Source organism: Serratia sp. 506_PEND (assembly GCF_001076875.1).
GTDB lineage: Bacteria > Pseudomonadota > Gammaproteobacteria > Enterobacterales > Enterobacteriaceae > Serratia > Serratia marcescens.
In genome coordinates this window covers 1-25,400 of sequence record NZ_JVEL01000300.1, presented here as the reverse complement: position 1 = coordinate 25,400, position 25,400 = coordinate 1, and the positions used below count along the sequence as shown (strand labels likewise).

At 61.6% G+C, this 25,400-nt stretch carries 31 protein-coding genes and 1 pseudogene; 20 read left to right on the top strand and 12 right to left on the bottom strand.

Going from position 1 to position 25,400, the window contains the following annotated elements:
* From ADK28_RS08325 to ADK28_RS08285, 9 genes and pseudogenes are all read left to right on the top strand, one after another.
* Positions 1–287: pseudogene (locus ADK28_RS08325) on the top strand (methyl-accepting chemotaxis protein II); the annotation flags it as partial.
* A gap of 76 nt (positions 288–363) precedes the next feature.
* The gene (locus ADK28_RS08320) at positions 364–1,980 is read left to right on the top strand and encodes a methyl-accepting chemotaxis protein (protein ID WP_033640017.1); all 1,617 of its coding nucleotides are present in this window, start codon (positions 364–366) and stop codon (positions 1,978–1,980) included.
* Positions 1,981–2,017: 37 nt separating this feature from the next.
* Positions 2,018–2,890, top strand: a complete 873-nt coding sequence (gene cheR / locus ADK28_RS08315) for a protein-glutamate O-methyltransferase CheR (protein WP_025159837.1) — start codon at positions 2,018–2,020, stop codon at positions 2,888–2,890.
* Positions 2,890–3,939, top strand: a complete 1,050-nt coding sequence (locus tag ADK28_RS08310) for a protein-glutamate methylesterase/protein-glutamine glutaminase (protein ID WP_015378262.1) — start codon at positions 2,890–2,892, stop codon at positions 3,937–3,939. Before cheR ends, ADK28_RS08310 begins: the two co-directional genes overlap by 1 nt.
* Positions 3,940–4,041: 102 nt before the next feature.
* The gene (gene cheY / locus ADK28_RS08305; protein WP_004934862.1) at positions 4,042–4,431 is read left to right on the top strand and encodes a chemotaxis response regulator CheY; all 390 of its coding nucleotides are present in this window, start codon (positions 4,042–4,044) and stop codon (positions 4,429–4,431) included.
* Positions 4,432–4,441: 10 nt separating this feature from the next.
* Positions 4,442–5,086 (top strand): protein phosphatase CheZ, encoded by a 645-nt coding sequence (gene cheZ, locus ADK28_RS08300; RefSeq protein ID WP_004934858.1) that lies wholly within the window; start codon positions 4,442–4,444, stop codon positions 5,084–5,086.
* A gap of 165 nt (positions 5,087–5,251) precedes the next feature.
* Positions 5,252–6,403, top strand: a complete 1,152-nt coding sequence (gene flhB, locus ADK28_RS08295; protein ID WP_033640021.1) for a flagellar biosynthesis protein FlhB — start codon at positions 5,252–5,254, stop codon at positions 6,401–6,403.
* Positions 6,396–8,474, top strand: a complete 2,079-nt coding sequence (gene flhA / locus ADK28_RS08290; protein WP_048795392.1) for a flagellar biosynthesis protein FlhA — start codon at positions 6,396–6,398, stop codon at positions 8,472–8,474. Before flhB ends, flhA begins: the two co-directional genes overlap by 8 nt.
* Complete coding sequence (locus tag ADK28_RS08285; protein ID WP_033640022.1) at positions 8,474–8,878, top strand: flagellar protein FlhE; 405 nt, start codon at positions 8,474–8,476, stop codon at positions 8,876–8,878. Before flhA ends, ADK28_RS08285 begins: the two co-directional genes overlap by 1 nt.
* Before the next feature lie 2 nt (positions 8,879–8,880).
* Here ADK28_RS08285 and ADK28_RS08280 read toward each other — a convergent pair whose 3' ends face one another.
* The 5 genes from ADK28_RS08280 to flgA all read right to left on the bottom strand — a co-directional run bounded on the left by ADK28_RS08280 (position 8,881) and on the right by flgA (position 11,349).
* Positions 8,881–9,183 carry a helix-turn-helix domain-containing protein gene (locus tag ADK28_RS08280; RefSeq protein WP_015378258.1) on the bottom strand — a complete coding sequence of 101 codons (303 nt, stop codon included), beginning with the start codon at positions 9,181–9,183 and terminating at the stop codon, positions 8,881–8,883.
* A complete protein-coding gene (locus tag ADK28_RS08275) occupies positions 9,176–9,550 on the bottom strand; it encodes a type II toxin-antitoxin system RelE/ParE family toxin (RefSeq protein WP_033640023.1) in 375 nt (124 codons plus the stop codon). The genes ADK28_RS08280 and ADK28_RS08275 overlap by 8 nt, the downstream gene beginning before the upstream one ends.
* Before the next feature lie 230 nt (positions 9,551–9,780).
* Positions 9,781–10,215, bottom strand: coding sequence for a flagella synthesis protein FlgN (locus ADK28_RS08270; protein WP_016927294.1), 435 nt, complete (start codon positions 10,213–10,215; stop codon positions 9,781–9,783).
* Positions 10,216–10,254: 39 nt separating this feature from the next.
* Entirely contained in the window at positions 10,255–10,566 is a 312-nt protein-coding gene (flgM, locus tag ADK28_RS08265; protein ID WP_016927295.1) for a flagellar biosynthesis anti-sigma factor FlgM, read from the bottom strand.
* A 129-nt stretch (positions 10,567–10,695) separates the two neighbouring features.
* The gene (gene flgA / locus ADK28_RS08260; RefSeq protein ID WP_048795391.1) at positions 10,696–11,349 is read right to left on the bottom strand and encodes a flagellar basal body P-ring formation chaperone FlgA; all 654 of its coding nucleotides are present in this window, start codon (positions 11,347–11,349) and stop codon (positions 10,696–10,698) included.
* A 160-nt stretch (positions 11,350–11,509) separates the two neighbouring features.
* On the opposite strand from flgA, the gene flgB reads away from it, so the two are divergent.
* The 11 genes from flgB (at position 11,510) to flgL (ending at position 21,664) form a co-directional block, all read left to right on the top strand.
* Complete coding sequence (gene flgB / locus ADK28_RS08255) at positions 11,510–11,923, top strand: flagellar basal body rod protein FlgB (protein ID WP_015378256.1); 414 nt, start codon at positions 11,510–11,512, stop codon at positions 11,921–11,923.
* Positions 11,924–11,928: 5 nt separating this feature from the next.
* A complete protein-coding gene (flgC, locus tag ADK28_RS08250; protein WP_004934826.1) occupies positions 11,929–12,333 on the top strand; it encodes a flagellar basal body rod protein FlgC in 405 nt (134 codons plus the stop codon).
* 12 nt (positions 12,334–12,345) lie between these two features.
* Positions 12,346–13,023 carry a flagellar hook assembly protein FlgD gene (flgD, locus tag ADK28_RS08245; protein ID WP_016927297.1) on the top strand — a complete coding sequence of 226 codons (678 nt, stop codon included), beginning with the start codon at positions 12,346–12,348 and terminating at the stop codon, positions 13,021–13,023.
* Positions 13,024–13,077: 54 nt separating this feature from the next.
* A complete protein-coding gene (gene flgE, locus ADK28_RS08240; protein WP_016927298.1) occupies positions 13,078–14,301 on the top strand; it encodes a flagellar hook protein FlgE in 1,224 nt (407 codons plus the stop codon).
* Between the two features lie 12 nt (positions 14,302–14,313).
* Positions 14,314–15,069 carry a flagellar basal body rod protein FlgF gene (locus ADK28_RS08235; protein WP_016927299.1) on the top strand — a complete coding sequence of 252 codons (756 nt, stop codon included), beginning with the start codon at positions 14,314–14,316 and terminating at the stop codon, positions 15,067–15,069.
* Between the two features lie 18 nt (positions 15,070–15,087).
* Entirely contained in the window at positions 15,088–15,870 is a 783-nt protein-coding gene (gene flgG, locus ADK28_RS08230) for a flagellar basal-body rod protein FlgG (protein WP_004934819.1), read from the top strand.
* An 83-nt stretch (positions 15,871–15,953) separates the two neighbouring features.
* Positions 15,954–16,655, top strand: coding sequence for a flagellar basal body L-ring protein FlgH (flgH, locus tag ADK28_RS08225; RefSeq protein WP_004934817.1), 702 nt, complete (start codon positions 15,954–15,956; stop codon positions 16,653–16,655).
* 10 nt (positions 16,656–16,665) lie between these two features.
* Complete coding sequence (locus ADK28_RS08220; protein WP_004934816.1) at positions 16,666–17,766, top strand: flagellar basal body P-ring protein FlgI; 1,101 nt, start codon at positions 16,666–16,668, stop codon at positions 17,764–17,766.
* Positions 17,766–18,710, top strand: coding sequence for a flagellar assembly peptidoglycan hydrolase FlgJ (gene flgJ / locus ADK28_RS08215; RefSeq protein WP_048795390.1), 945 nt, complete (start codon positions 17,766–17,768; stop codon positions 18,708–18,710). Before ADK28_RS08220 ends, flgJ begins: the two co-directional genes overlap by 1 nt.
* Positions 18,711–18,995: 285 nt before the next feature.
* Positions 18,996–20,645, top strand: coding sequence for a flagellar hook-associated protein FlgK (flgK, locus tag ADK28_RS08205; protein ID WP_016927301.1), 1,650 nt, complete (start codon positions 18,996–18,998; stop codon positions 20,643–20,645).
* 59 nt (positions 20,646–20,704) lie between these two features.
* Positions 20,705–21,664: a flagellar hook-associated protein FlgL gene (gene flgL / locus ADK28_RS08200; RefSeq protein WP_016927302.1), complete on the top strand. Its 960-nt coding sequence runs from the start codon at positions 20,705–20,707 to the stop codon at positions 21,662–21,664.
* Between the two features lie 272 nt (positions 21,665–21,936).
* On the opposite strand, the gene sra is transcribed toward flgL, so the two are convergent.
* The 7 genes from sra to ADK28_RS08170 form a co-directional block, all read right to left on the bottom strand.
* Positions 21,937–22,071 (bottom strand): stationary-phase-induced ribosome-associated protein, encoded by a 135-nt coding sequence (gene sra / locus ADK28_RS32425; RefSeq protein ID WP_087763075.1) that lies wholly within the window; start codon positions 22,069–22,071, stop codon positions 21,937–21,939.
* 345 nt (positions 22,072–22,416) lie between these two features.
* Complete coding sequence (fliR, locus tag ADK28_RS08195; protein ID WP_048795389.1) at positions 22,417–23,199, bottom strand: flagellar biosynthetic protein FliR; 783 nt, start codon at positions 23,197–23,199, stop codon at positions 22,417–22,419.
* Between the two features lie 2 nt (positions 23,200–23,201).
* The gene (fliQ, locus tag ADK28_RS08190; protein WP_004934803.1) at positions 23,202–23,471 is read right to left on the bottom strand and encodes a flagellar biosynthesis protein FliQ; all 270 of its coding nucleotides are present in this window, start codon (positions 23,469–23,471) and stop codon (positions 23,202–23,204) included.
* 21 nt (positions 23,472–23,492) lie between these two features.
* Complete coding sequence (gene fliP, locus ADK28_RS08185) at positions 23,493–24,254, bottom strand: flagellar type III secretion system pore protein FliP (protein WP_004934802.1); 762 nt, start codon at positions 24,252–24,254, stop codon at positions 23,493–23,495.
* Positions 24,251–24,655 carry a flagellar biosynthetic protein FliO gene (gene fliO / locus ADK28_RS08180; RefSeq protein ID WP_033640029.1) on the bottom strand — a complete coding sequence of 135 codons (405 nt, stop codon included), beginning with the start codon at positions 24,653–24,655 and terminating at the stop codon, positions 24,251–24,253. The genes fliP and fliO overlap by 4 nt, the downstream gene beginning before the upstream one ends.
* A complete protein-coding gene (gene fliN, locus ADK28_RS08175) occupies positions 24,655–25,071 on the bottom strand; it encodes a flagellar motor switch protein FliN (protein ID WP_004934799.1) in 417 nt (138 codons plus the stop codon). Before fliN ends, fliO begins: the two co-directional genes overlap by 1 nt.
* A partial coding sequence (locus ADK28_RS08170; RefSeq protein WP_048795388.1) for a FliM/FliN family flagellar motor switch protein occupies positions 25,064–25,400 on the bottom strand: 337 nt, incomplete at its 5' end. The genes fliN and ADK28_RS08170, both read right to left, overlap by 8 nt.

The window sequence follows — 25,400 nt, the reverse complement described above, 5'->3', positions numbered from 1 at the left end:
CTTCGGACGAGCAGAGCCGCGGCATCGATCAGGTTGGCCAGGCGGTAGCGGAAATGGACCGCGTCACCCAGCAGAACGCCTCGTTGGTGGAAGAATCCGCCTCGGCGGCGGCGGCGTTGGAAGAACAGGCCAGCATGCTGACCCAGTCGGTAGCGGTATTCCGCTTGAGGTCGGAAGGCCAGGAAGAGTTTAAGGCGCCTGTCACCAGCAAGGCGCCGGTAACACCGGTAATCAATCATAAGAAAATGAACGCCAGCGATCTGCAGGATAACTGGGAAACGTTCTGACCGGTATCGGGCCTCTCTCGCAGAGGCCCTTTTCCCTACGTAGGCCGGTCGCCGGCCGGCTGCAAGGAGGTTCACAGTGTTTAACCGAATCCGTATCTCTACCAGCTTGTTCCTGTTGTTGATGACCTTCTGCGTTCTGCAGTTGGCCAGCAGCGGCCTGTCGTATTCCGCGTTTCGCTCCGATAACCACAACCTCGACATCATCACCCTCGGCAGCCAGCAGCGCGATTCGCTCAGCCTGAGCTGGGTGTCGCTGTTGCAGGCCCGCAATACGCTGAACCGCGCCGGCACCCGCGCGGCGCTGAAACTGCCGCAGGAGCAGGTGAACGAATTGATGAGCAGCGCCCGCAGTTCGCTGCAGAAGGCCGACCTCTATTTCAATCAGTTCATGGCGGTTGAACGCAGCAGTGAACAGCAGAACCAGCAGACGGCCACCACCAAGGCCAGCTACGAGCGGCTGCGCGGCGCGCTGCGTGAACTGATCGGTTTCCTGGAAAAGGGCGAGCTGCAGGCGTTTATGGATCAGCCGACGCAGAAAACCCAGGACCTGTTTGAGGCTGACTTCGTGCAGTATTTGCAGTTGGTCAACGGCGACATCAGCGAGGCTCGAGACGCCAACCAATTCTCCTTCACGCTGGCGGGCCTGATGCTGGCGGGGGCGGTCTTGATGCTGATCGTGGTGACCGGCAGCGCCATGTGGTGGTTGCGCACCATGTTGGTACAGCCGCTGAACCAAATCCGCAGCCACTTTGAACGCATCGCCGCCGGCGATTTGGCGACGCCGATTCAAGTGTATGGTCGCAATGAAATCAGCATGTTGTTCGCCAGCCTGCAACGCACGCAGCAGTCGCTGATCGGCACCGTCGGCGCGGTGCGCGACGGTGCGGAGTCGATTCTGATCGGCCTGCAGGAGATCGCCGAAGGCAATAACGATCTCTCTTCCCGCACCGAGCAGCAGGCCGCTTCGCTGGAAGAAACCGCCGCCAGCATGGAACAGCTGACCGCGACGGTGAAACAGAACGCCGACAATGCGCGGCAGGCCTCTCAGCTGGCGCGCGACGCTTCGGCCACCGCGGCCAAGGGCGGCGAACTGGCCGGAGACGTGGTCACCACCATGCACGATATCGCCAACAGTTCGCAGAAAATCGGCGCCATCACCAGCGTGATCGACGGCATCGCCTTCCAGACCAACATTCTGGCGCTCAATGCGGCGGTGGAAGCGGCGCGCGCCGGCGAACAGGGGCGGGGTTTCGCCGTGGTCGCCGGCGAGGTGCGCAACCTGGCGAGCCGCAGCGCGCAGGCGGCGAAAGAGATCAAGGTGCTGATCGACGAATCGGTCAGCCGCGTCAAACACGGCTCGGTGCTGGTGGAAAATTCCGGCGCCACCATGCAGGACATCGTGCGTTCGGTGACGCGCGTAACCGACATCATGGGCGAGATCGCCTCGGCATCGGATGAACAGAGCCGCGGCATCGAGCAGGTGACGCAGGCGGTGACCCAGATGGATCAGGTCACCCAGCAGAACGCCGCGCTGGTGGAAGAATCCGCTTCTGCCGCCACCGCGCTGGAAGAGCAGGCCATTACCCTGGCCGACGCAGTCGCGGTATTCCGTCTGGCGGACGATAACTTCGTCGCGTCAGGTAACAGCAGCAACGCAGTTTCACCCGTGGTAAAGGAAGCCCAAGATTGTTAAACCGCATAAGCAGCACGTTTTTCTCCGGTGAGGCGGCATGAAACAGGCGCCGTCAACTTCTAACCGGGATACAGCGTCGATGTTGACGCAAATGGTGCAGCGTCTGCCGCTGTCGGACGTGCATTTTCGCCGTATCAGCCAGTTGATTTATCAACGCGCCGGCATCGTGCTGGCGGAGCATAAGCGCGAGATGGTTTACAACCGCCTGGTGCGCCGGCTGCGGCTGTTGGGATTGCACGATTTCGGCGACTACCTGGCGCTGCTGGAAAGCGATCCTAACAGCGCGGAATGGCAGGCGTTCATCAACGCGCTGACCACCAACCTGACGGCCTTTTTCCGCGAGGCGCATCACTTCCCGATCCTGGCGGAACATGCGCGCTCGCGGCCGAACGGCTACAGCGTCTGGAGCACCGCGGCCTCGACCGGCGAAGAGCCGTATTCGATCGCCATCACGCTGAGCGATGCATTGGGTCAGCGGGCCGGCAGTTGCCAGGTCTGGGCCAGCGACATCGATACGCAGGTGCTGGAAAAAGCGGAGGCGGGCGTTTACCGCCAGGAAGATCTGCGCACCCTGACGCCGACCCAAATGCAGCGCTATTTTCTGCGCGGCACCGGGCCGCATCAGGGGTTGGTGCGCGTGCGGCCGGAGTTGGCGGCGCGAGTGAACTTTCAGCCGCTGAATCTGCTGGCGCCGGAGTGGGCGCTGCCGGGGCAATTCGACGCCATTTTTTGCCGCAACGTCATGATCTATTTCGATAAGGCGACGCAGGAGCGCATCCTGCGCCGCTTCGTTCCCTTGCTTAAGCCGGGGGGGCTGATGTTCGCCGGCCACTCCGAGAATTTCAGCCAGATCAGCCGGGATTTCTACTTGCGTGGGCAGACCGTGTATGGGCTGACCAAGGAGAGGTAATGAGTAAAATCAGAGTGTTATGCGTAGACGATTCGGCACTGATGCGCCAACTGATGACGGAAATCGTGAACGGCCATGCCGACATGGAAATGGTGGCGACCGCGCCGGATCCGCTGGTGGCGCGCGATCTGATCAAAAAATTTAATCCTCAGGTGCTGACGCTGGACGTCGAGATGCCGCGCATGGACGGGCTGGATTTCCTCGAGAAGCTGATGCGCCTGCGGCCGATGCCGGTGGTGATGGTCTCTTCGCTGACCGGAAAAGGCTCGGAAATCACGCTGCGCGCGCTGGAGCTGGGCGCGGTGGACTTCGTCACCAAACCGCAGCTCGGCATTCGCGAGGGCATGTTGGCCTACAGCGAGCTGATTGCCGAGAAGATCCGTACCGCCGCCAGAGCGCGCCTGCCGCAGCGCTCAAGCAGCCCGGCGCCGGCGATCCTCAGCCATGCGCCGCTGTTGAGCAGTGAAAAACTGATCGCCATCGGCGCTTCCACCGGCGGCACCGAAGCGATTCGCCAGGTGCTGCAGCCGCTGCCGGCCACCAGCCCGGCGCTGCTGATCACTCAACACATGCCGCCGGGATTCACCCGTTCGTTCGCCGAGCGGCTGAACAAGCTGTGCCAGATCACGGTGAAAGAAGCGGAGGACGGCGAGCGCGTGCTGCCGGGCCACGCCTACATCGCACCGGGGGATCGCCACCTGGAGCTGACGCGCAGCGGCGCCAACTATCAGGTGAAGCTGCATGACGGCCCGGCGGTCAACCGCCATCGCCCGTCGGTCGACGTGCTGTTCCGCTCGGTGGCGCAATACGCCGGCCGCAATGCGGTGGGGGTGATCCTCACCGGCATGGGCAACGACGGGGCGGCGGGGATGCTGGAGATGCACCGCGCCGGGGCCTATACCCTGGCGCAGAACGAGGCGAGCTGCGTGGTGTTCGGCATGCCGCGCGAGGCGATCGCCAGCGGCGGCGTCAGCGAAGTGGTCGAGCTGGACAGAATGAGCCAGCGCATGCTGGCGCAGATCGCCGGCGGCCAGGCATTGCGCATTTGATTTTAGTCCGCAGGGCCTACCCGGCGGCGATATGACCCAGGTTCGCCGCGCGGCGGCCTGCGGTGTTACATCATTAAACGGTTAACTATTTCAGGAGTAACAATGGCAGACAAAAACCTCAGATTTCTGGTTGTGGACGACTTCTCCACCATGCGCCGCATCGTCAGAAATCTGCTCAAAGAGCTGGGCTTCAACAATGTCGAAGAGGCTGAAGACGGCGCGGATGCGCTGAACAAGCTGCGCGCCGGTGGTTTCGACTTCGTGGTGTCCGATTGGAACATGCCGAACATGGACGGACTCGAGCTGTTGCAAACCATCCGCGCCGACAGCGCGCTGGCCGCGATGCCGGTACTGATGGTGACGGCGGAAGCCAAGAAAGAAAATATCATCGCGGCGGCGCAGGCCGGCGCCAGCGGTTATGTAGTGAAACCATTTACGGCGGCGACGCTGGAAGAAAAGCTCAACAAGATTTTTGAAAAATTGGGCATGTAAGGAGAGGGCGATGAGAGACATTCCAATGCCTGCCAGCGATGCAGCGACCGCGGGAGAGATCATCTCCCGCATCGGCCAACTGACCCGAATGCTGCGCGACAGCATGCGCGAACTGGGGCTCGATCAGGCGATCGCCCAGGCGGCAGAGGCGATCCCGGATGCGCGCGACCGTCTTGACTATGTCGTAACCATGACGGCGCAGGCGGCGGAACGGGCGTTGAACTGCGTGGAGGCGGCGCAACCGCGCCAGGCGGAGCTGGAATCCGGTGCCAACGCGTTGAAAGGGCGCTGGGACGAGTGGTTCGCCAATCCCATCGAACTGGACGACGCGCGTTCTCTGGTCAACGACACGCGTCAGTATCTGGATCAGGTGCCGGGCCATACGGCCTTCACCAACGCCCAACTGCTGGAAATCATGATGGCGCAGGACTTCCAGGATCTGACCGGCCAGGTGATCAAGCGCATGATGGACGTGGTGCAGGAGATCGAAAAGCAGCTGCTGATGGTGCTGATGGAAAACATGCCGGAGCAGCCGGTGAAGGAAAAACGGCCGAACGACAGCCTGCTGAACGGCCCGCAGCTCGACCAGAACGGCGTCGGCGTGATCGCCAACCAGGCGCAGGTCGACGATCTGCTCGACAGCCTCGGTTTCTGAGGCTTTTCGGGGCGCGCGACGGCGCGCCCCGACAACAAGCCACGCAGTTTTCGTCTCATCCCCTAAATAACCCGTCTTTTTCCCCGTTGTTCCGCCAATGACATCGCCAATTTTTTGGCATGCTGACCGCCATTCTTTACCCTCCCGATACAGGAACGGCGTTTCGTGGCTGAAGACAGCGATCTGGAAAAAAGCGAGGCCCCCACGCCCCACAGGCTGGAGAAGGCGCGTGAAGACGGCCAGATCCCGCGCTCCCGCGAGCTGACCTCGGTGCTGATGCTGCTCTCCGGCCTGGCGATTATCCTGATGTCCGGCAGCAACATGGCGCAACAGCTGGCGGCGATGCTCACGCAAGGTCTGAACTTTGACCACGGCATGGTCAGTAACGACAAGCAGATGCTTCGCCAGCTCGGCATGCTGTTGCGACAGGCTGTGCTGGCGCTACTGCCGATCATGGCGGGATTGGTGCTGGTGGCGCTCGCCGCGCCAATGCTGTTGGGGGGCATTCTGTTCAGCGGCAAGTCGATTAAATTCGACATGAAGCGGCTGAACCCGCTGTCCGGGTTGAAGCGCATTTTTTCCAGCCAGGTGTTGGCCGAGCTGCTGAAAGGGATCCTGAAAGCGACGTTGGTCGGTTGGGTCACCGGTCTTTATCTGTGGCACAACTGGGCGGCGATGCTGCATCTGATGACTCAGCAGCCGCTCGATGCGCTGGGCAATGCGCTGCAGATGATCCTGTTCTGCGGTTTTCTGGTGGTGCTGGGGCTGACGCCGATGGTGGCGTTTGACGTGTTCTACCAGCTGTGGAGCCACTTCAAAAAGCTGAAGATGACCAAGCAGGATATTCGCGACGAATTCAAAGACCAGGAAGGGGACCCGCACGTCAAGGGGCGCATTCGTCAGCAGCAGCGGGCGATCGCCCGGCGCCGCATGATGGCCGATGTGCCCAAGGCGGACGTGATCGTCACCAACCCGACTCACTACGCCGTCGCGTTGCAGTACAACGACAAAAAAATGAGTGCGCCGAAAGTGCTGGCCAAAGGGGCCGGTGAAATCGCGCTGCGCATTCGCGAGCTCGGTGCGGAGCACCGCATCCCGATGCTGGAAGCGCCGCCGCTGGCGCGTGCGCTGTATCGGCACAGCGAGATCGGCCAGCATATTCCGGCCACCCTGTATGCCGCGGTCGCCGAAGTGTTGGCCTGGGTATACCAACTGCGCCGCTGGCGGCGCGAGGGCGGCCTGATCCCGAAAAAACCTGAACGTTTACCGGTGCCGGAAGCACTGGATTTTGCAAGAGAGAGTGACTCTGATGGCTAATTTGGCCTCCCTGCTTCGTTTGCCGGGCAATTTTAAAGATACGCAGTGGCAGGTGCTGGCCGGCCCGGTGCTGATCCTGCTGATTCTGTCGATGATGGTGTTGCCGTTGCCGGCGTTTATCCTCGACCTGCTGTTTACCTTCAACATTGCGCTGTCGATCATGGTGCTGCTGGTGGCGATGTTCACCCAGCGCACGCTCGAATTCGCCGCTTTCCCGACCATCCTGCTGTTCTCCACGTTGCTGCGTTTGTCGCTCAACGTCGCGTCGACGCGCATCATCTTGCTGGAGGGGCATACCGGTTCCGCCGCCGCCGGCCGCGTGGTGGAAGCCTTCGGCCACTTCCTGGTGGGCGGCAACTTCGCCATCGGCATCGTGGTGTTCATCATCCTGGTGTTAATCAACTTCATGGTGATCACCAAGGGGGCGGGGCGTATCGCCGAAGTGGGCGCGCGTTTCGTCCTGGACGGCATGCCGGGTAAACAGATGGCGATCGACGCCGATCTGAACGCCGGCCTGATCGGTGAAGACGAAGCGAAGAAACGCCGCGCCGAAGTGACCCAGGAGGCCGACTTCTACGGCTCGATGGACGGCGCCAGTAAATTCGTGCGCGGCGACGCCATCGCCGGCCTGATGATCATGGTGCTGAACGTGGTTGGCGGCCTGTTGGTCGGGGTCGTGCAACACGGCATGGAACTGGGGGCGGCGGCGGAAAGCTATACGCTGCTGACCATCGGTGACGGCCTGGTGGCGCAGATCCCGGCGTTGGTGATCTCCACCGCCGCCGGCGTTATCGTCACCCGCGTCGCGACCGATCAGGATGTCGGCGAGCAGATGGTGGGCCAGCTGTTCAACAATCCGCGCGTGATGCTGCTGAGCGCCGGGGTGCTGGGCCTGCTGGGCCTGGTGCCGGGCATGCCGAACCTGGTGTTCCTGCTGTTTACCGCGGCTCTGCTGGGCCTGGCCTGGTGGCTGCGCGGCCGTGAACAACAGGCGCCGAAAACGGTGGAAGATCCGGTGATGCCGGAGAATCCGCAGGCCGCCGAGGCCAGCTGGGCCGACGTGCAGTTGGAAGATCCGCTGGGGATGGAAGTGGGCTACCGGTTGATTCCGATGGTCGACTTTCAACAGAACGGCGAGCTGCTGGGGCGTATCCGCGGGATCCGCAAGAAATTTGCCCAGGACATGGGGTATCTGCCGCCGGTGGTGCACATTCGCGACAACCTGGAACTGCCGCCAGCCAGCTATCGCATCCTGATGAAAGGTGTCGAGATCGGCAGCGGTGAAGCGCAGCCGGGCCGTTGGCTGGCGATCAACCCCGGCAATGCCGTTGGGGAGCTGGCGGGAGACAAAACCGTCGATCCGGCCTTTGGGCTCGAGGCGGTGTGGATCGACAGCGCCTTGCGCGAGCAGGCGCAGATCCAGGGCTTTACCGTGGTGGAGGCCAGCACCGTGGTGGCGACACACCTCAATCACCTGATCGGCCAGTTCGCCAGCGAGCTGTTCGGCCGCCAGGAGACCCAGCAGTTGCTGGATCGCGTGTCGCAGGAGATGCCTAAACTGACCGAAGACTTCGTGCCGGGCGTGGTGTCGCTGACGATGTTGCACAAGGTGCTGCAAAACCTGCTGGCCGAACGCGTCTCTATCCGCGATATGCGCACCATCGTCGAAACGCTGGCGGAACATGCCCCGGTGCAGAGCGATCCTTATGAGCTGACGACCGTGGTGCGGGTGGCGCTGGGCCGGGCGATCACGCAGCAGTGGTTCCCGGGCAACGGCGAGATTCAGGTTATCGGGCTGGATACCCAGCTGGAGCGCTTGTTGTTGCAGGCGTTGCAGGGCGGCGGCGGCCTGGAGCCGGGGCTGGCCGATCGCTTGCTGGATCAGGCGCGCCAGGCGCTGCAGCGGCAAGAGATGCTCAGCGCGCCGCCGGTGCTGTTGGTTAACCATGCGCTGCGTCCTTTACTGGCGCGCTTCCTGCGTCGCAGCCTGCCGCAGCTCGTGGTGCTGTCCAACCTGGAGATTAACGACGATCGCCAGATTCGCATGACCTCGACCATTGGAGCCGCCTGATGAAACGCTGTCTGTTCGTATTTTGTTTGCTGGCGCCGCTCGCCGCCTATGCGGTGTCCGGCTCCTGGGTGGCCGAAGGGGCGGGCGTGACGCTGGAACAGGGCGGCATGCGTGATGAATCCGCCGCTTTGCGGCCGCCGAACGCGCTGCCGGATGCCCATGCGCGCATCACCCGCGTCAGCTGGCGCTACCGTTTGCTGGGGCCGGAGCCCGTGGGGCTGCAGGCGCAGCTGTGTACGGTGAACCGCTGCATTCCACTGGGCGGCGGCAGCGGCAGCAGTGACGGTCTGCAGGGCGAGCCGGCCAATGCGGAATTGCGCTTTATCTATTACGTGCAGTCGCAAGGCGGGTTGAACCCGCCGCTGCGGGTGATTGGCAATCAGGTGATCGTCAATTATCAGTAACATCAGGCCAGAATTTGCAGGCCGTTGCGTTCCACCAGCGTCAGCAGTTTCATCGCGGCGGAGTTCGGTTGCGCTTCGCCGCGCTCCCATTTCTGCACCGCTTTTTTGCTGACGTTGAGATACAGCGCAAATACCGGCTGACTGACGTTTTCCCGTTCGCGCAGCGCGCGGATCTCGGCCGGCCCGAACTGCTTCACCGGCCGCAGGCACAGCATGTCGAAGGTGCGCATGGTCACGTCGTCGACGAAACCGGCGCGGTGCAGCCCCTGAACTTCCTGGTGGATCTCGGCAAGAATTTTACTCATCGCTTAGCCTCCGTAACTCCCTGTTGTTGACCAGCTGGTAGAGTCTGAATGGCGAATAATCCAGATACAGCGCAGCCAGATGTTTCAATCCCTGTAACTCATCCGTACTGATGTTTTCTCTCTCACTTTTGGCAAAGCCGCGCATAAAAAACAGGCGTTCTTCATCGCGAAAAACGATCAGTACCCGATAGCCGCCACGTTTGCCCGCACCAGCCCGAGCGATGCGCTTTTTGTATACGCAACCGCCAAGATTGGCGTCGTACAGCTGATGTTGCATCTCTCGCGCCGCTTTCACTATCGTGGCATCACTGATGCGCTCGCGTGCGGCAAAACCCTGAAAGGTTTTGGTGAGATAAATGTCGACCATTCGCTCTCCCTGCGAATCTATACCCGTTAAGGGTATATTTCAAGTGGTTTAAAAATAACCACAGGGTGACAAGCGGCCAAAGGGAAAGAAACAGCCAAATTCACGCCATGCGCAGCCTGGCGCAAAGTCTTAAGTGAATTCAAAGAGTGATAGGGAGAAAATGCGAGGGGATGCGCAGAAGCCGGTTAACGCGCGCCCGGTGATAGGCTCACCGGGCGAAATGAGTCAGGTCAGACGCCGATTTTTCTGCCGAGCAGGCTGCCGGCGTGCGACTGGCCATCTGGGCCATACAGCGATTTGTTGTTTTTGCTGAGGATGGCCAGCGCCTGCGCGTTATGGTCGATCTGCTGATTGAGCAGCAGACCGTTGTGCTGGTTCTTTTCGCGCAGCGTTTGGCTCAGCAACTGAACGCGCTGCCAACGATCGGCCAGGGGCGCTTGGCTGGCATAGGGGGCGCGTTGCCCGCAGGTTTTTTCCTGCCCCAGGCGCTGTTGCTCGAGGTAAGCGACCGTCGCCAGCAGTTGGCTTTTGGCATCGGTGACGCGCTGCAAGGCCACGCCCGGCAACTGGCCGGAGCACAGCAAGTCGTGCTCTTCCTCCAGCACGCCGTTGAGCGCCTGCAGCGTTTCCAACAGTTTGTCCAGCAGTTGTGCCAGGTTTTCCATAGTAATGACTTATCCTTTACCGCTACTCGCCGCGCGCTGTCAGTCGCGTCCGGCGATCCATTGAACATCGCTCTGCGCGTCTTGCAGCAGCGCATCGGCGATTTTGCCGGCGTCCATCTTCAGTTCGCCGTTGCGGATCGCCTGCTTGATGGCCTCGACCCGACCCATATCGATATCCTGGGTGCCCGGCTGCATCAGGCGCGCCTGCGCCTCGCTCAGTTTGACCTGCGTGCCGCTGACGGCGGTTTCCGCCACGGCGGCCTTGCGCGATTGGAGCGGGTTGTCGGCCGGGGTTTCTCGCGGTTGCACAGTGGAAACCGGCTGTAACCGCTGGGTGCGATCGATACTCATGGTCCATCTCCGTTTACGCCGTGACCGCTCGCGGGCGACGACGCTGCAATGAAAGTTTTGCGGCCCTGGTGGCCAATAAAATGCTGCTTGATTTGTCTTATCGGCAAGGTTTGCGGAACCTTTACTTTTTTATAACGTAATACGGATCGCGCCGTCGTCCCCGACCACGCCGCTGACGATCTGCCCGGAGGCCATGCGCACCCGCACGCTGTCTTCGGCGGCGGCGTTGTTCATCGCCTTGCCCGCACCGCTGATGCTGAATCCTTCGCCCTGTGCGTTGACCTGCACCGGTTGCCCTGCCTTGATAATCCAGGCGCGGCGCAGCATGGCGAGGGTCAGCGGCTGACCGGGGCTGATGTTGCGCAGGCTGACGGCGCCCAACGCTTTGCCCGCTTCGGTCAGCGCGCGCGGCGGCAGGGTATCGAGCCGGCCTGCTTTCAACGCCAGATCCGCCGCCGTCAACCGGCTGCCGGCGCTGATGCCGCGCGCCGAAACGAGATAGCGGCCGAACACCTGCACCTGCGTCTGGATAAAACGCCGCTCCTGGCCACAGCGCGCCGAAATGCTGACGTTGCCGCCGATCCGCGCGTTGGGCGGCAGCGACAGCTGCGGCAGTTCGCAAGCGGGCCATTGGTTCGGCGGCGTGCGCACCCGCACTTTTACCTGTACCGGTTCACCGCTGAACTTGCCCTGGATGAAGCTTTCGATTTGCGTCGCCAGATCGTCGGCGCGCGCGTTCAGACTGCACAGCAGGCCGATAAGCAGCAGCATTTTACCTTTCATCGTCATCTTCTCAAGCTTCATCGGGATACGCGTAAGTGTACCCGCAGCGCGCGCAGGCTAAGCAGATAAATAGCGCCCCATTTTGCGTTTATTCCCGCGATAGGGTGGCGCAGGGGGCGTTTATGCTGTCGACTCCAAATTCTAACCTCGCGGAGGGAGCATGCTCGACAAACTGGACGCGGCTCTGCGCTTTGGCCAAGAGGCGCTGAACTTGCGCGCCCAGCGGCAGGAAATTCTGGCCGCCAACATCGCCAACGCAGACACGCCGGGTTATCAGGCGCGGGATATCGATTTCGCCAGCCAATTGAACAAGGTGCTGGAGCAGGGGCGCGTCAGCGGCAACGGCATGGCGCTCAACCTGACGGCGGCGCGCCACATCCCGGCGCAGACCCTGCAGCCGCCACAGCTCGATCTGCTGTTCCGAGTGCCGGACCAGCCGTCGATGGACGGCAACACGGTGGACATGGATCGCGAACGCACCAACTTTGCCGATAACAGCCTGAAATATCAGACCGACCTGACGCTGCTCAATGGGCAGATCAAAGGGATGATGTCCGTGCTGCAACAAGGATAAGGCGCATGTCTTTACTGAATATTTTTGATATCTCCGGCTCGGCGTTATCGGCGCAATCCCAGCGCATGAACGTCAGCGCCAGCAACATGGCCAACGCCGACAGCGTGACCGGCCCGGACGGCGAACCTTACCGCGCCAAGCAGGTGGTGTTCCAGGTCGCGGCGGCGCCGGGGCAACCGACCGGCGGCGTGCGCGTCGCCCAGGTGGTGGACGATCCGGCGCCCGAGCGTCTGGTGTATCAGCCGGGCAACCCGCTGGCGGACGCCAAGGGGTATGTGCGCATGCCGAATGTCGACGTGGTAGGGGAAATGGTCAACACCATCTCCGCTTCCCGCAGCTACCAGGCCAACGTCGAGGTGCTCAACACCACCAAGTCGATGATGATGAAGACCCTGACGCTGGGTCAGTAACCGGAGCTTCCCATGGCTATTGCCGCAACCACCAACGAGTCGTTGGATAACACCGTCATCGGTAACAACAGCAAAAATACCAACAGCCAGGATCTGCACAACAGCTTCCTGACGCTGCTGGTGGCGCAGTTGAAAAACCAGGATCCGACCAATCCGATGCAGAACAACGAGCTGACGTCGCAGCTGGCGCAGATCAACACCGTTCAGGGTATCGAAAAGCTTAACACCACGCTGGGGTCGATCTCCGGCCAGATCAACAGCAACCAGTCGCTGCAAGCCACCGCGCTGATCGGTCACGGCGTGATGGTGCCAGGCAACAACATTCTGGTCGGCAGCAAGGATGGCAAGGTCAGCACCACGCCGTTCGGCGTGGAACTGGAGCGCGCCGCCGATCAGGTGACCGCCACCATCACCAACGCCAGCGGGCAGGTGGTGCGCACCATTGAAATCGGCGGCCTGACCGCCGGCGTGCACGCCTTCACCTGGGACGGCTCGCTGGATGACGGCTCCACCGCGCCCGACGGCGCCTACAAAGTGGCGATTAACGCCAAAGGCAACGGCGAGCAACTGGTGGCGCGCAGCCTGCACTTCGGGCTGGTGAACGGCGTGATCCGCGACGGCAACGGTGCCAAGCTGGATCTCGGCCTGGCGGGCAACGCCACCCTGGAAGACGTGCGACAGATCTTATAACCCCAAGCATCAGGCTCAATCGGACGATAGCCTGACCACTATTCGGAGAATAACATGGCCTTTTCTCAGGCAGTCAGCGGCTTGAACGCGGCAGCAACCAACCTGGACGTGATCGGTAACAACATCGCCAACTCCGCGACTGCGGGCTTCAAATCCGGCAGCGTCTCCTTCGCCGACATGTTCGCCGGTTCGCAGGTCGGGCTGGGCGTCAAAGTGTCCGGCATCACCCAAAACTTCAAGGGCGGCACCACCACCGGCACCAGCCGCGCGCTGGATGTGGCCATCAACGGCAACGGCTTTTTCCGCATGCAGGATAAAGATGGCGGCATCTTCTATACCCGCAACGGCCAGTTCAAGCTGGACGAGAACCGCAACCTGACCAACATGCAGGGCCTGCAGCTGACCGGCTACCCGGCGGCCGGCTCTCCGCCGACCATCCAGCAGGGCGCCAACCCGGTGCCGCTGAGCATTCCTGAAGGCATGATGAACGCCAAGGCGTCCACCTCCGGCGAGATGGTGGCCAACCTGAAGTCCACCCATAAAGTGCCGGAGAACAAGACCTTCGATCCGACCAAACAGGACAGCTACAACTACGTCAACACCATCACCGCCTACGACTCGCTGGGCAACGCGCACAACATCAACGCCTACTTTGTGAAGACCGAAGACAACAAGTGGCAGGTCTACACCCAGGACGGCAGCGCGGCTCCGGTGGATGCCGGCACCATGGAGTTCAGCACCAGCGGCAACCTGGTCAAAACCACCAGCACCAACGGCGCGCCGGGCGAGTTCAGCATGGTGATCCCGATGGCCGCCAAAGACGGCGCGCCGGCGCAAAACTTCACCCTGAGCTTCGCCGGCAGCATGCAGCAGAACGTGGGCAGCGACTCGGTGAGCAAAGTGGCGCAGGACGGCTATGCCGCCGGTGAATACACCAACTTCCAGATCAACAACGACGGCACAGTGGTGGGCATCTATTCCAACCAGCAGACTCAAGTGCTGGGCCAGATCGTCATGGCCAACTTCTCCAACCCGGAAGGGCTGGCGTCGCAGGGCGATAACGTGTGGCAGGAAACCGGCGCGTCCGGTCAGCCGCGCGTCGGTCTGTCGGGCGGCGGCGGCTTCGGTAAGCTGACCAGCGGCGCGCTGGAGTCTTCCAACGTCGATCTGAGCCAGGAGCTGGTGAACATGATCGTCGCACAGCGTAACTACCAGTCCAACGCCCAGACCATCAAGACGCAGGACTCCATCCTGCAGACGCTGGTTAGCCTGCGCTGATAGGGCCGAGTTATGGATCACGCGATTTATACCGCGATGGGCGCGGCGCGCCAAACGCTGGAACAGCAGTCCATTACCGCCAACAACCTGGCCAATGCGTCGACGCCGGGCTTTCGCGCCCAGCTCGCCGCATTGCGCGCGGTGCCGGTCGACGGGCCGAGCCTGGCGACCCGCACATTGGTAACCGCGTCGACGCCGGGCGCCGACATGAGCCAGGGGGCGCTGAACTACACGGCGCGCCCGCTGGACGTGGCGCTGCAGCAGGACGGTTTCCTGGCGGTGAGCCTGCCGGGCGGCGGTGAGGCCTATACCCGCAACGGCAACATTCAGATTTCCTCCACCGGGCAGTTGACGGTGCAGGGGATGCCGGTGATGGGCGACGGCGGCCCAATCGAGGTGCCGCCGTCGGCGGAGATCACCATCGCGGCCGACGGCACCATTTCGGCGCTGAACGCCGGCGATCCGCCGAACACCATCGCGCAGATCGGCCGCCTGAAGCTGGTGAAGGCCGATGCACGCGAAGTGATGCGCGGTGACGACGGGCTGTTCCGCCTGACGCCGGAAACCCAACAGCAGCGCGGCAATCAGTTGCAAAACGATCCGCAGGTGCGGGTGATGCCCGGGGTGCTGGAAGGCAGCAACGTCAAGCCGATGGAGACCATGGTCGACATGATCGCCAACGCCCGCCGTTTTGAAATGCAAATGAAGGTCATCCACAGCGTGGATGAAAACGAACAGCGTGCCAACTCACTGCTCTCAGTGAGCTAAGCAGCAAGGAAATAACCGATGATTCCATCCTTATGGATTGCCAAAACCGGTCTGGACGCGCAGCAGACCAACATGGACGTGATCGCCAACAACCTGGCGAACGTCAGCACTAACGGCTTCAAGCGCCAGCGTGCGGTATTTGAAGATCTGCTGTACCAGACCATGCGTCAGCCGGGCGCGCAGTCCTCCGAGCAGACTACGCTGCCTTCCGGTCTGCAGATCGGCACCGGCGTGCGTCCGGTGGCGACCGAGCGTCTGCACAGCCAGGGCAACCTGTCGCAAACCAACAACAGTAAAGACGTCGCCATCAAGGGACAGGGTTTCTTCCAGGTGATGCTGCCGGACGGCACCCAGGCCTACACCCGCGACGGGTCGTTCCAGATCGATCAGAACGGCCAGTTGGTCACCTCCAGCGGTTTCCAGGTGCAGCCGGCGATCACCATTCCGGCGAACGCGCTGTCCATCACCGTCGGCCGCGACGGCATCGTCAGCGTCACCCAGCAGGGGCAAACCGCCGCCCAGCAGGTGGGCCAACTGACGCTGACGACCTTTGTCAACGACAGCGGTCTGGAGAGCGTGGGCGAGAACCTGTATCAGGAAACCGAAAGCTCGGGCGCGCCGAACGAGAGCACGCCGGGGCTGAACGGCGCCGGTCTGCTGTATCAGGGCTACGTGGAGACCTCCAACGTTAACGTGGCGGAAGAGCTGGTCAACATGATCCAGACTCAGCGCGCTTACGAGATCAACAGCAAAGCGGTATCGACCTCCGATCAGATGCTGCAAAAGCTGACGCAACTGTAATCTGTCCTTGACGGGCCAGGCATGCCGCGCCCGTCATTCTCTTTCGTGAAACAAAGGCGATACCCGTGGTAACCACATATTCGATGGCAATCCTGCCGCGGCAGGGACAACGCTGGCTGGCGGGAATGGTGATGCTGACGCTGAGCGGCTGCGCTTATATTCCGCACAAACCGCTAGTGGACGGCGCGACCACGGCGCAACCCGCGCCGGCCAGCGCGCCGATGCCGAACGGCTCGATCTTCCAGACGGTGCAGCCGATGAACTACGGCTATCAGCCGCTGTTCGAAGATCGCCGGCCGCGCAACGTCGGCGACACCCTGACCATCGTGCTGCAGGAAAACGTCAGCGCCAGCAAAAGCTCCTCCGCCAACGCCAGCCGCAACGGCGCCAGCAAGTTCGGCGTCGCCACCTCGCCGCGTTACCTCGACGGCCTGTTGGGCAATGCGCGCGCCGATATGGACATTTCCGGCGACAGCACCTTCGGCGGCAAGGGCGGCGCCAACGCCAACAACACCTTCAACGGCACCATCACGGTGACGGTCAACCAGGTGCTGGCCAACGGCAACCTGCACGTGGTGGGGGAAAAGCAGATCGCCATCAACCAGGGCACCGAATTCATCCGCTTCTCCGGCGTCGTCAACCCGCGCACCATCAGCGGCAACAACTCGGTGACCTCGACGCAGGTGGCGGACGCGCGTATCGAATACGTCGGCAATGGCTATATCAACGAAGCGCAGACCATGGGCTGGCTGCAGCGCTTCTTCTTAAATGTTTCACCGTTCTAAGGATTGACTGATGCTGAAAAAATGGTTTATCGCGCTGTGCGTCGGGCTGGTGTGCTTGCCGGCGGCGGCGGAGCGCATCCGCGATCTGGTGACGGTGCAGGGCGTGCGAGACAACGCCCTGATCGGCTACGGCCTGGTGGTGGGGCTGGACGGCTCCGGCGACCAGACCATGCAGACGCCGTTCACCACCCAAAGCTTGAGCAACATGCTGTCGCAGCTGGGCATCACCGTGCCGCCGGGCACCAACATGCAGCTGAAAAATGTGGCGGCGGTGATGGTGACCGCCAAACTGCCGCCGTTCTCACGCGCTGGGCAGAACATCGACGTGGTGGTTTCTTCGATGGGCAACGCCAAGAGCCTGCGCGGCGGCACCTTGCTGATGACGCCGCTCAAAGGCGTGGATAATCAGGTCTATGCGCTGGCGCAGGGCAACGTGCTGGTCGGCGGCGCGGGCGCGGCGGCCGGCGGCAGCAGCGTGCAGGTCAACCAGCTGGCGGGCGGGCGCATCAGCAATGGCGCCACCATCGAGCGCGAGCTGCCGACCACCTTCGGCAGCGGCGGCGTTCTCAACCTTCAGCTGAACGACGAGGATTTCACGCTGGCGCAGCAGATCAGCGACGCCATCAACCGCCAACGCGGCGGCGGCACCGCGACGCCGCTCGACGCCCGCACGATCCAGGTGCTGGTGCCGCAGGGCAACAGCTCTCAGGTGCGCTTCCTGGCGGAGATTCAAAACATCACCGTCAACGTCGGGGCGATGGACGCCAAAGTGATCATCAACTCGCGCACCGGTTCGGTCGTGATGAACCGCGATGTGATCCTCGATTCTTGCGCCGTCGCCCAGGGCAACCTGTCGGTGGTGGTCGATCGGCAGAACACCGTCAGCCAACCGACGACGCCGTTCGGCGGCGGCCAGACGGTGGTGACGCCTAACACCCAGATTTCGGTGCAACAGCAGGGCGGATCGCTGCAGAAAGTGAACGCCAGCGCCAACCTGAACAACGTGATCCGGGCGCTGAACGCGCTGGGCGCCACGCCGATCGATCTGATGTCGATCCTGCAGGCGATGCAGAGCGCCGGCTGCCTGCGCGCCAAGCTGGAAATCATCTGATGGCCGGCGATCTGATGGCGATGTCGGGCGCGGCCTATGACGCCCAGGCGCTGAACGGCCTGAAGCGCGACGCGGCGGTCGACCCGCAGGGCAACCTCAAGCAGGTGGCGCAGCAGGTAGAAGGCATGTTCGTGCAGATGATGCTGAAAAGCATGCGTTCCGCCTTGCCGCAGGACGGGGTGTTGAGCAGCGACCAAACGCGGCTGTATACCTCGATGTACGACCAGCAAATCGCCCAGCAGATGTCGCAAAAAGGGCTGGGGCTGGCCGAGATGATGGTCAAGCAGATGAGCAACGCCAACGCGGTGCCGAGCGAAACGGCGGGCCTGTCGCCGATGGCGCTGGACAACGAGGTGCTGCAAACGCTGCCGAACCAGGCACTGGAGCAAATGGTGCGCCGGGCGATGCCGAAGGCCCCGCCGGCCGCCGCGCCGCTGTCGCTCAACAACGGCAACTTCGTCGCTCGCCTGTCGATACCGGCGAAGGTCGCCAGCCAGCAGAGCGGCATTCCGCATCAGCTGATCGTCGCGCAGGCGGCGCTGGAGTCCGGTTGGGGGCAGCGCGAAATCCCGACATCAGACGGCACGCCGAGCTACAACCTGTTTGGCATCAAGGCCGGCGGCAGCTGGAACGGGCCGGTGACGGAGATCACCACCACCGAGTTCGAACAGGGTGCGGCGAAGAAGGTGAAGGCGAAGTTCCGCGTCTACGGTTCCTATGTGGAAGCGATCGCCGATTACGTCAAGCTGTTGACCAACAACCCGCGCTACGCCGATGTGGCCGCTGCGCGCAGCCCGGAGCAGGCGGCGCATGCGCTGCAACGCGCCGGGTATGCCACCGACCCGCAGTACGCCAGCAAACTGGTCAGCGTGATTCAGCAGATGAAGAACGCGGGGGAGCAGGCGGTGAAAGCCTATACCCACGATCTGAACGATTTGTTCTAAATCCCCGTCATTCTTGACGCCGCAGCGGCGTTGATTGCACAAGCTCGCCCCGGTCACTTGGCTTAACCAAGCTCCCGGGGTCTCCCTTGCTTGTCGTCTTGCTGCGGCGCCAATTATTTAGGGGATAGGCGGTAATGGAGGCTCGCTGGATGCTGACCGCATTGCCGCTTTTTTTCCTCAAGTTCTTCTCATTTTTGCCGATAACCGAAACAGGCTGAGCGAACAGGCTCAGCAGCTCAATTAAGAACCCTGTGGGCCACCGGCGCCGCAGCATAAGGAATTCCGATGTCCAATAGCTTAATCAATACCGCGATGAGCGGGCTGAATGCGGCTCAGGTGGCGCTCAGTACCGTCAGCAACAACATCTCTAACTACAACGTGGCGGGCTACAACCGCCAGACCGCGATCCTGGCGCAGAATGGCGGCATGGCCACCATGAGCGGCTTTATCGGCAACGGCGTGACCGTCACCAGCGTCAACCGCGAATACAACCAGTTCATCACCAACCAGCTGCGCGGCGCACAAAGCGCGTTCGGGGCGCAAAACGCCTATTACGAGAAGATTTCACAGATCGACAACCTGTTGGCGAGCAAGACCAACCCGCTGTCGACCAACATGCAGGACTTCTTTACCAACCTGCAGAACCTGGTGAGCAACGCCGGTGACGACGCCGCGCGCCAGACGGTGCTGGGCAAGGCTAACGGCCTGGTGAACCAGTTCAACAATACCGATAAATTCCTGCGCGACATGGATAACGGCGTTAATCAGCAGATCAGCGATACGGCGCAGCAGATCAACAGCTACGGCCAACAGATCGCCAAGCTGAACGACGAGATCACCCGTTTGCGCGGCAGCGCCGCCGGCGAGCCGAATGCGTTGCTGGATCAGCGCGATCAGCTGGTCACCGAATTGAACCAGCTGGTGGGCGTACAGGTCACGCAGCAGGACGGCGACGCCTATACCGTCTCCTTCGCCAACGGCTTGACGCTGGTGCAGGGCAGCAACACCTATCAGGTGGAAGCCGTGCCTTCCAGCAGCGATCCTTCCCGTCTGACCATCGGCTATAACCGCGGCAACGGCGCCAGCGAAGTGCCGGAAGGCCAGATCACCAGCGGCACGCTGAGCGGCGTGCTGAAATTCCGCAGCGAAACGCTGGACGGCGTGCGCAATCAACTGGGCCAGTTGGCGCTGGCGATGGCGGACAGCTTTAACCAACAGCATCGCGCCGGCTTCGATCTGAACGGCGATGCGGGCGGCGACTTCTTCAGCTTCAGCGGCGGCCGGGTGGTGGATAACACCCGCAACACCGGCGACGCGTCGCTGTCGGTCGCTTACACCGATACCGGCAAGGTGAAGGCCAACGATTATCGCGTCGAGTTCGACGGCAGCAACTGGCAGGTCAGCCGCCTGCCGGACAACGTGAAAGTCAACGCGACGCCGGGCACCAGCGCCGACGGCAAACCGACGCTGAACTTCGACGGGTTGGAAGTGAGCATCGACGGCAATGCGCAAGCCAAAGACAGCTTCACCGTGAAGCCGGTCAGCGACGTGGCGGGCAACCTGAAAGTGGCCATCACCGATTCGTCCAAGATCGCCGCCGCCGGTAAAGACGACAGCGGGCGCGGCGATAACGAAAACGCCAAGAAGCTGCTGGATCTGCAGACCAAAAACCTGGTGGACGGCAAGGCGACCCTGAGCGGCGCTTACGCCGGCATCGTCAGCGGCGTCGGCAACCAGACCGCTGCCGCCAAGGCCATCGCCACGTCGCAGGCCAAGATCGTCACGCAACTGGGCGCGCAACAGCAGTCGATGTCCGGCGTCAACCTTGACGAAGAGTATGGCGAGCTGCTGCGTTTCCAGCAGTACTACATGGCCAACGCGCAGGTGATTCAGACCGCCAGCTCGCTGTTCGACGCGCTGCTGAATATTCGTTGATTTCATTGTTAATCGGCGCCGATAACGGCGCCGGTCGCTCAGAGTAAGGAACCCACAGCATGCGCATGAGCACCAGCATGATGTACCAACAGAACATGAACGGCATCACGGGCAACCAGTCGCTGTTCATGAAGGCGGCCGAGCAGCTTTCTTCGGGCAAGCGGGTGATCAACCCGTCCGACGATCCGCTGGCGGCGTCACGCGCGGTGATGTTGTCGCAATCGCAGGCGGAAAACAGCCAGTACACGCTGGCGCGCACCTTCGCTCGTCAGAACGTGTCGATGGAAGAAACGGTATTGGCCGGCGCGACCTCCACCATCGCGGACATGAAGGCGCTGATCGTCAACGCCGGCGGCACCGAAAGCGATAACGATCGCCAGTCGCTGGCCACCCAGCTGCAGGGGCTGAAAGATCAGCTGCTGAATCAGGCCAACAGCACCGACGGCAACGGCCGCTATATGTTCGGCGGATACGTGAACGACAAGGCGCCGTTCGTCGATAACGGCGGCACCGTCAGCTATCAGGGCGGCGACAAGACGGTTCAGCAGAAAGTGGACGCCAACCGCACCATGACCATCGGCCATACCGGCAACGCGGTGTTCATGTCGTTGACCAGCAACCCTAAGCCCGAGCCGGACGGCAGCGCGCCGGTCAGCAACGTATTCGAGAGCATCGATATCGCGCTGAACGCGCTGAAAACCCCGCTGCAGGGCGCCGACGAGGCCACCAAGCAGCAGGTGAACGATGCGCTGGCGAAAGCCAACCGCGGCCTGGACAACTCCTACAACAACGTGCTGAGCGTGCGCGCCGAGCTGGGCAGCCAGCTGCAGGAGATGGATCAACTGGACAGCATCGGTAAAGAGCGTGACATGACCAACCAGATCCAGATGAGCGCGTTGACGGATGCCGACCTGGCCGAGTCTATCTCGTCTTATTTCATGCAGCAGGCGGCGCTGCAGGCGTCGTATAAAACCTTCAGCGATATGCAGGGCATGTCGCTGTTCCAGATGAATCGTTAAGAGCAATACCCCGTTGCCTGACCGCGACGGGTTTCCCTTTAGTGCGCTTAGAAAACGCCTTCTCCGCCCCGCGGGGAGGGAGGCTTCTTGAAACCGGGCGCACTCGTTTGGCGCGTCACTCGTTCTCCCACTACTGACTGAGTGACGCGCCGTTTTTTCATCAGGAAAGTAATAATAAGATTGTCACCGCTGTTTAATGCGTAACGGCATTATTGAAATCAGTGGCGGAAAAATCGCGATGGGTATTATTTTCCTGACGATAAATAGCGCTGCTATTTCTTTTTCTTCTCCACTTTCCATTTTCCGCCGTCGGCCGTCTCGGTAAACGAAACTCTAAACTTGTTGCTTTTCCAGTGGGTCAAACCGAATAACCGGCGTGCTTTGCGGTTGCTTTTCGCTTTAATCATGAACTCGCTCCTGTGGTTAGCAAAGGTCGATGCTGCGCCCTGCAGCCGGCGGGCGCATTTATTCAGGGTGTAAGTTATCTGTCGCGCATTTAACCCTGCGTGACTGCGTTATTTTTTATTTTCACTTGGGAGTCAACGTTTTTATCGCCGCTGATGGCTAGCGTGGTACAAGCGATATTTCTGTTGCCGGGTCTATTCTAGGTCGGGGTTTTATTTATTCAAGCCGCCGGAGACATTTGAACCTTAATCCGGATAAAAGCCGTTTCTCAGGCTTTTGTCCCAAGAAAGCGTTTTTATTGCCATTTTGTCTTAGGCGGAAGAGGGGGAAGGAAGGGGCCGCCGGATTCAGAAGGTCATGCCGCCGATCACCGCCGCCAATCGATCGAACACTTCGCCGAACAGGTGTTCGCAGAACGGCGCCAGCATCGGCATCATCATGCCCAGCGTCATGATGCCGAAGGTCATGGTGACCGGGAAGCCGATCACGAAGACCGACAGCTGCGGCGTCATGCGGTTGAGCAGGCCGAGCGCCATGTTGAGCGTCAGCAGCAGGCAGATCAGCGGCAGCGCCAGCATCATGCCGTTGATGAAGATCAGCGAGCCGACCTGAGTCAGCACCAGGAAGCCGTTGCCGTTCAGCGGCTGCGTTTGGACAGGCAGGGTGTGGAAGCTGTCCGCCAGCAGCGAAATCAGCCACAGATGGCCGTCAAAGCTGAGGAACAGCAGCATCGCCAGCAGGTTGAGCAGGCGCGCCAGCACCGGCATGTTCGGGCCGCCGCTGGGATCGAAGAAGGTGGCGAATGACAGGCCCATCTGCATGCCGATCACTTCGCCCGCCAGGCGCACCGCCGCGAAGGCGAACTGCATGGTCAATCCCAGCGCCACGCCGATCAGAATCTGTTGGATCGCCAGCCACAGGCCGGCGGCGGAGAAGATCGGGATATTGCTGGCGGGCAGCGTCGGCGCGATCAGAATGACGATCAGCCCGCCAAGGCCGATTTTGACCTTTTTGCTGATCTGCTTTTCGCTGAATATCGGCGCGGTGCCGATCAGCGCCAGAATGCGCAGCAGCGGCCAAAAATAGTGGCTTAGCCAGACGGTGAGCTGGGCGCTGTCGAAAGTGAGCACGGTCAGCCGATCAGGGTAGGCAGGTTGCTGAACAGGGTGCGCATGTAGTCCAGCAACAGGTTCAGCATCCAGGGGCCGGCGATGATGATGGTGGCCACCACCGCCAGAATTTTAGGGATGAACGACAGCGTCATTTCGTTGATCTGGGTGGCGGCCTGCAGCAGGCTGACGACCAGGCCGCTGATCAGCGCCGCCAGCAGCAGCGGGGCGGCCAGCGCCAGCGCGACTTTCATCGCCTCGGTGCCGAGCGCCATAACCGATTCAGGTGTCATCTCGCGTTCTCCGGTCAGGGGTTACGAATAGAAGCTCTGCGCCAGCGAGCCGAGCAGCAGCTGCCAGCCATCGACCAGCACGAACAGCATCAGCTTGAACGGCAGCGAGATAGTGGCCGGCGGCACCATCATCATCCCCAGCGCCATCAGCACGCTGGCGACCACCAGGTCGATGATCAAGAACGGAATAAACACCGTAAAGCCGATCTGGAAGGCGGTTTTCAGTTCACTGGTGACGTAGGCGGGCAGCAGGATGCGCATCGGCACCGCTTCCGGGCCGGCCAGCGGCGGCTGATTGGCCAGTCTGGCGTACAGCGCCAGGTCGGTTTCGCGCGTTTGCCGCAGCATGAATTCGCGCAGCGGCTGCGCGCCTTTATCCAGCGCGACCTCCAGCCCGATCTTGTCCTGGCTGAACGGCAGATAGGCGTCCTGATAAACCTTGTCGAACACCGGCGACATGATGAAGAAGGTCAGGAACAGCGCCAGCCCCAGCATCACTTGGTTCGGCGGCGCCGACGGCGTGCCCAGCGCGTTGCGCAGCAGGCCGAGCACGATGATGATGCGGGTGAAGCTGGTCATCATCAGCAGCATGGCCGGCAGGAAGGTCAGTGAAGTCAACAGCACCAGCGTCTGCACCGGCAGCGACCAGCTTTGGCCGCCATTGGCCAGCGGCTGGCTGATCAGCCCCGGCAGTTGTGCAAAAGCCGCCGGGCTGATCAGCAGCAGGGCGGCGGGGAGCCAAACCGCCGGGCGGCGGACGAGGGTATGAAGAGTCGAGGTCATGCCGATTTTTCCGGGCGTTTCAGAACTTTTTGCATCAGTTGACGGAAGTCCGCCGGTGTCGCCGCGTCGGCCGCGCCCTCGTCTTTCGGCGGGGCGGGCAGGGTGTGCAGCGGGGTGATCTGCTGGGCGGTGACGCCCAATACCAGCAAGGTGTCGTCGACTTCCACCACCACCACGCGTTCGCGCTGCCCGACCTGACAACTGGCGCGCAGGTTGAGCAGTTTGTTGTTGCGCGCCTGCGGGGCGAAACCCAGCCGACGGAACAGCCAACCGGCCAGCAGGATCAGCAGCAGAATGCCGCCGAGCGCGCTGCTGACCTGCATCAACACCGAACCGGCCGGCAAGGCCGGCGCGGCGGGGTGTTGGGTGCTTTGGACGGTAACGGGCGCCGCGGCGGTCATCAGCGGCTCAGTCGACGCATGCGTTCGGAGGGGGTGATGATGTCGGTGATGCGCACGCCGAACTTGTCGGCCACCACCACCACTTCACCTTGTGCGATCAGGTAACCGTTGATCAGGATATCCAGCGGTTCGCCGGCCAGGCCGTCCAGCGCCACCACTGAGCCTTGCGACAGGCGCAACAGCTCTTTGATGGTCATCTTGGTGCGCCCCAGTTCCACGGTCAGCTTGACCGGAATATCCAGGATCAGGTCGATATCCTGCAGGCTGCCGAGCGCATCCTGAGCTTCCAGCGACTTGAACACCCCTTCGGTGCTCGCGCCGGATTTCTCTGAAGACTGCTGCTCGTTAAACGCATCAGCCCACAGATCGTCTACGGATTCCTTTCCTTCGCCAGACGGTTGCTTAGGATCACTCATTGGGCTGTTCCTCACTCAGAGCATTCAAAATAGGGTTAATCAAATGTTCAACACGCAGGGCGTATTGCCCGTTCAACGTGCCGTATTGGCTGGTCAGAACCGGTACGCCGTCCACATGGGCGATCAGGCGTTCCGGCTTGTCTATCGGTAATACATCGCCCGGTTGCAGCTTCAGGACTTTCGACAGCCGCATCGGGATATCGACGAAGTTGGCGATCAGTTCCAGTTCGGAATGCTGCACCTGCTTCACCAGGGTTTCGCGCCAGTGGCTGTCTTCCTGCCGCGAGTTTTCCAGCGGCGGGTTGGTCAACAGCTCGCGCAGCGGTTCG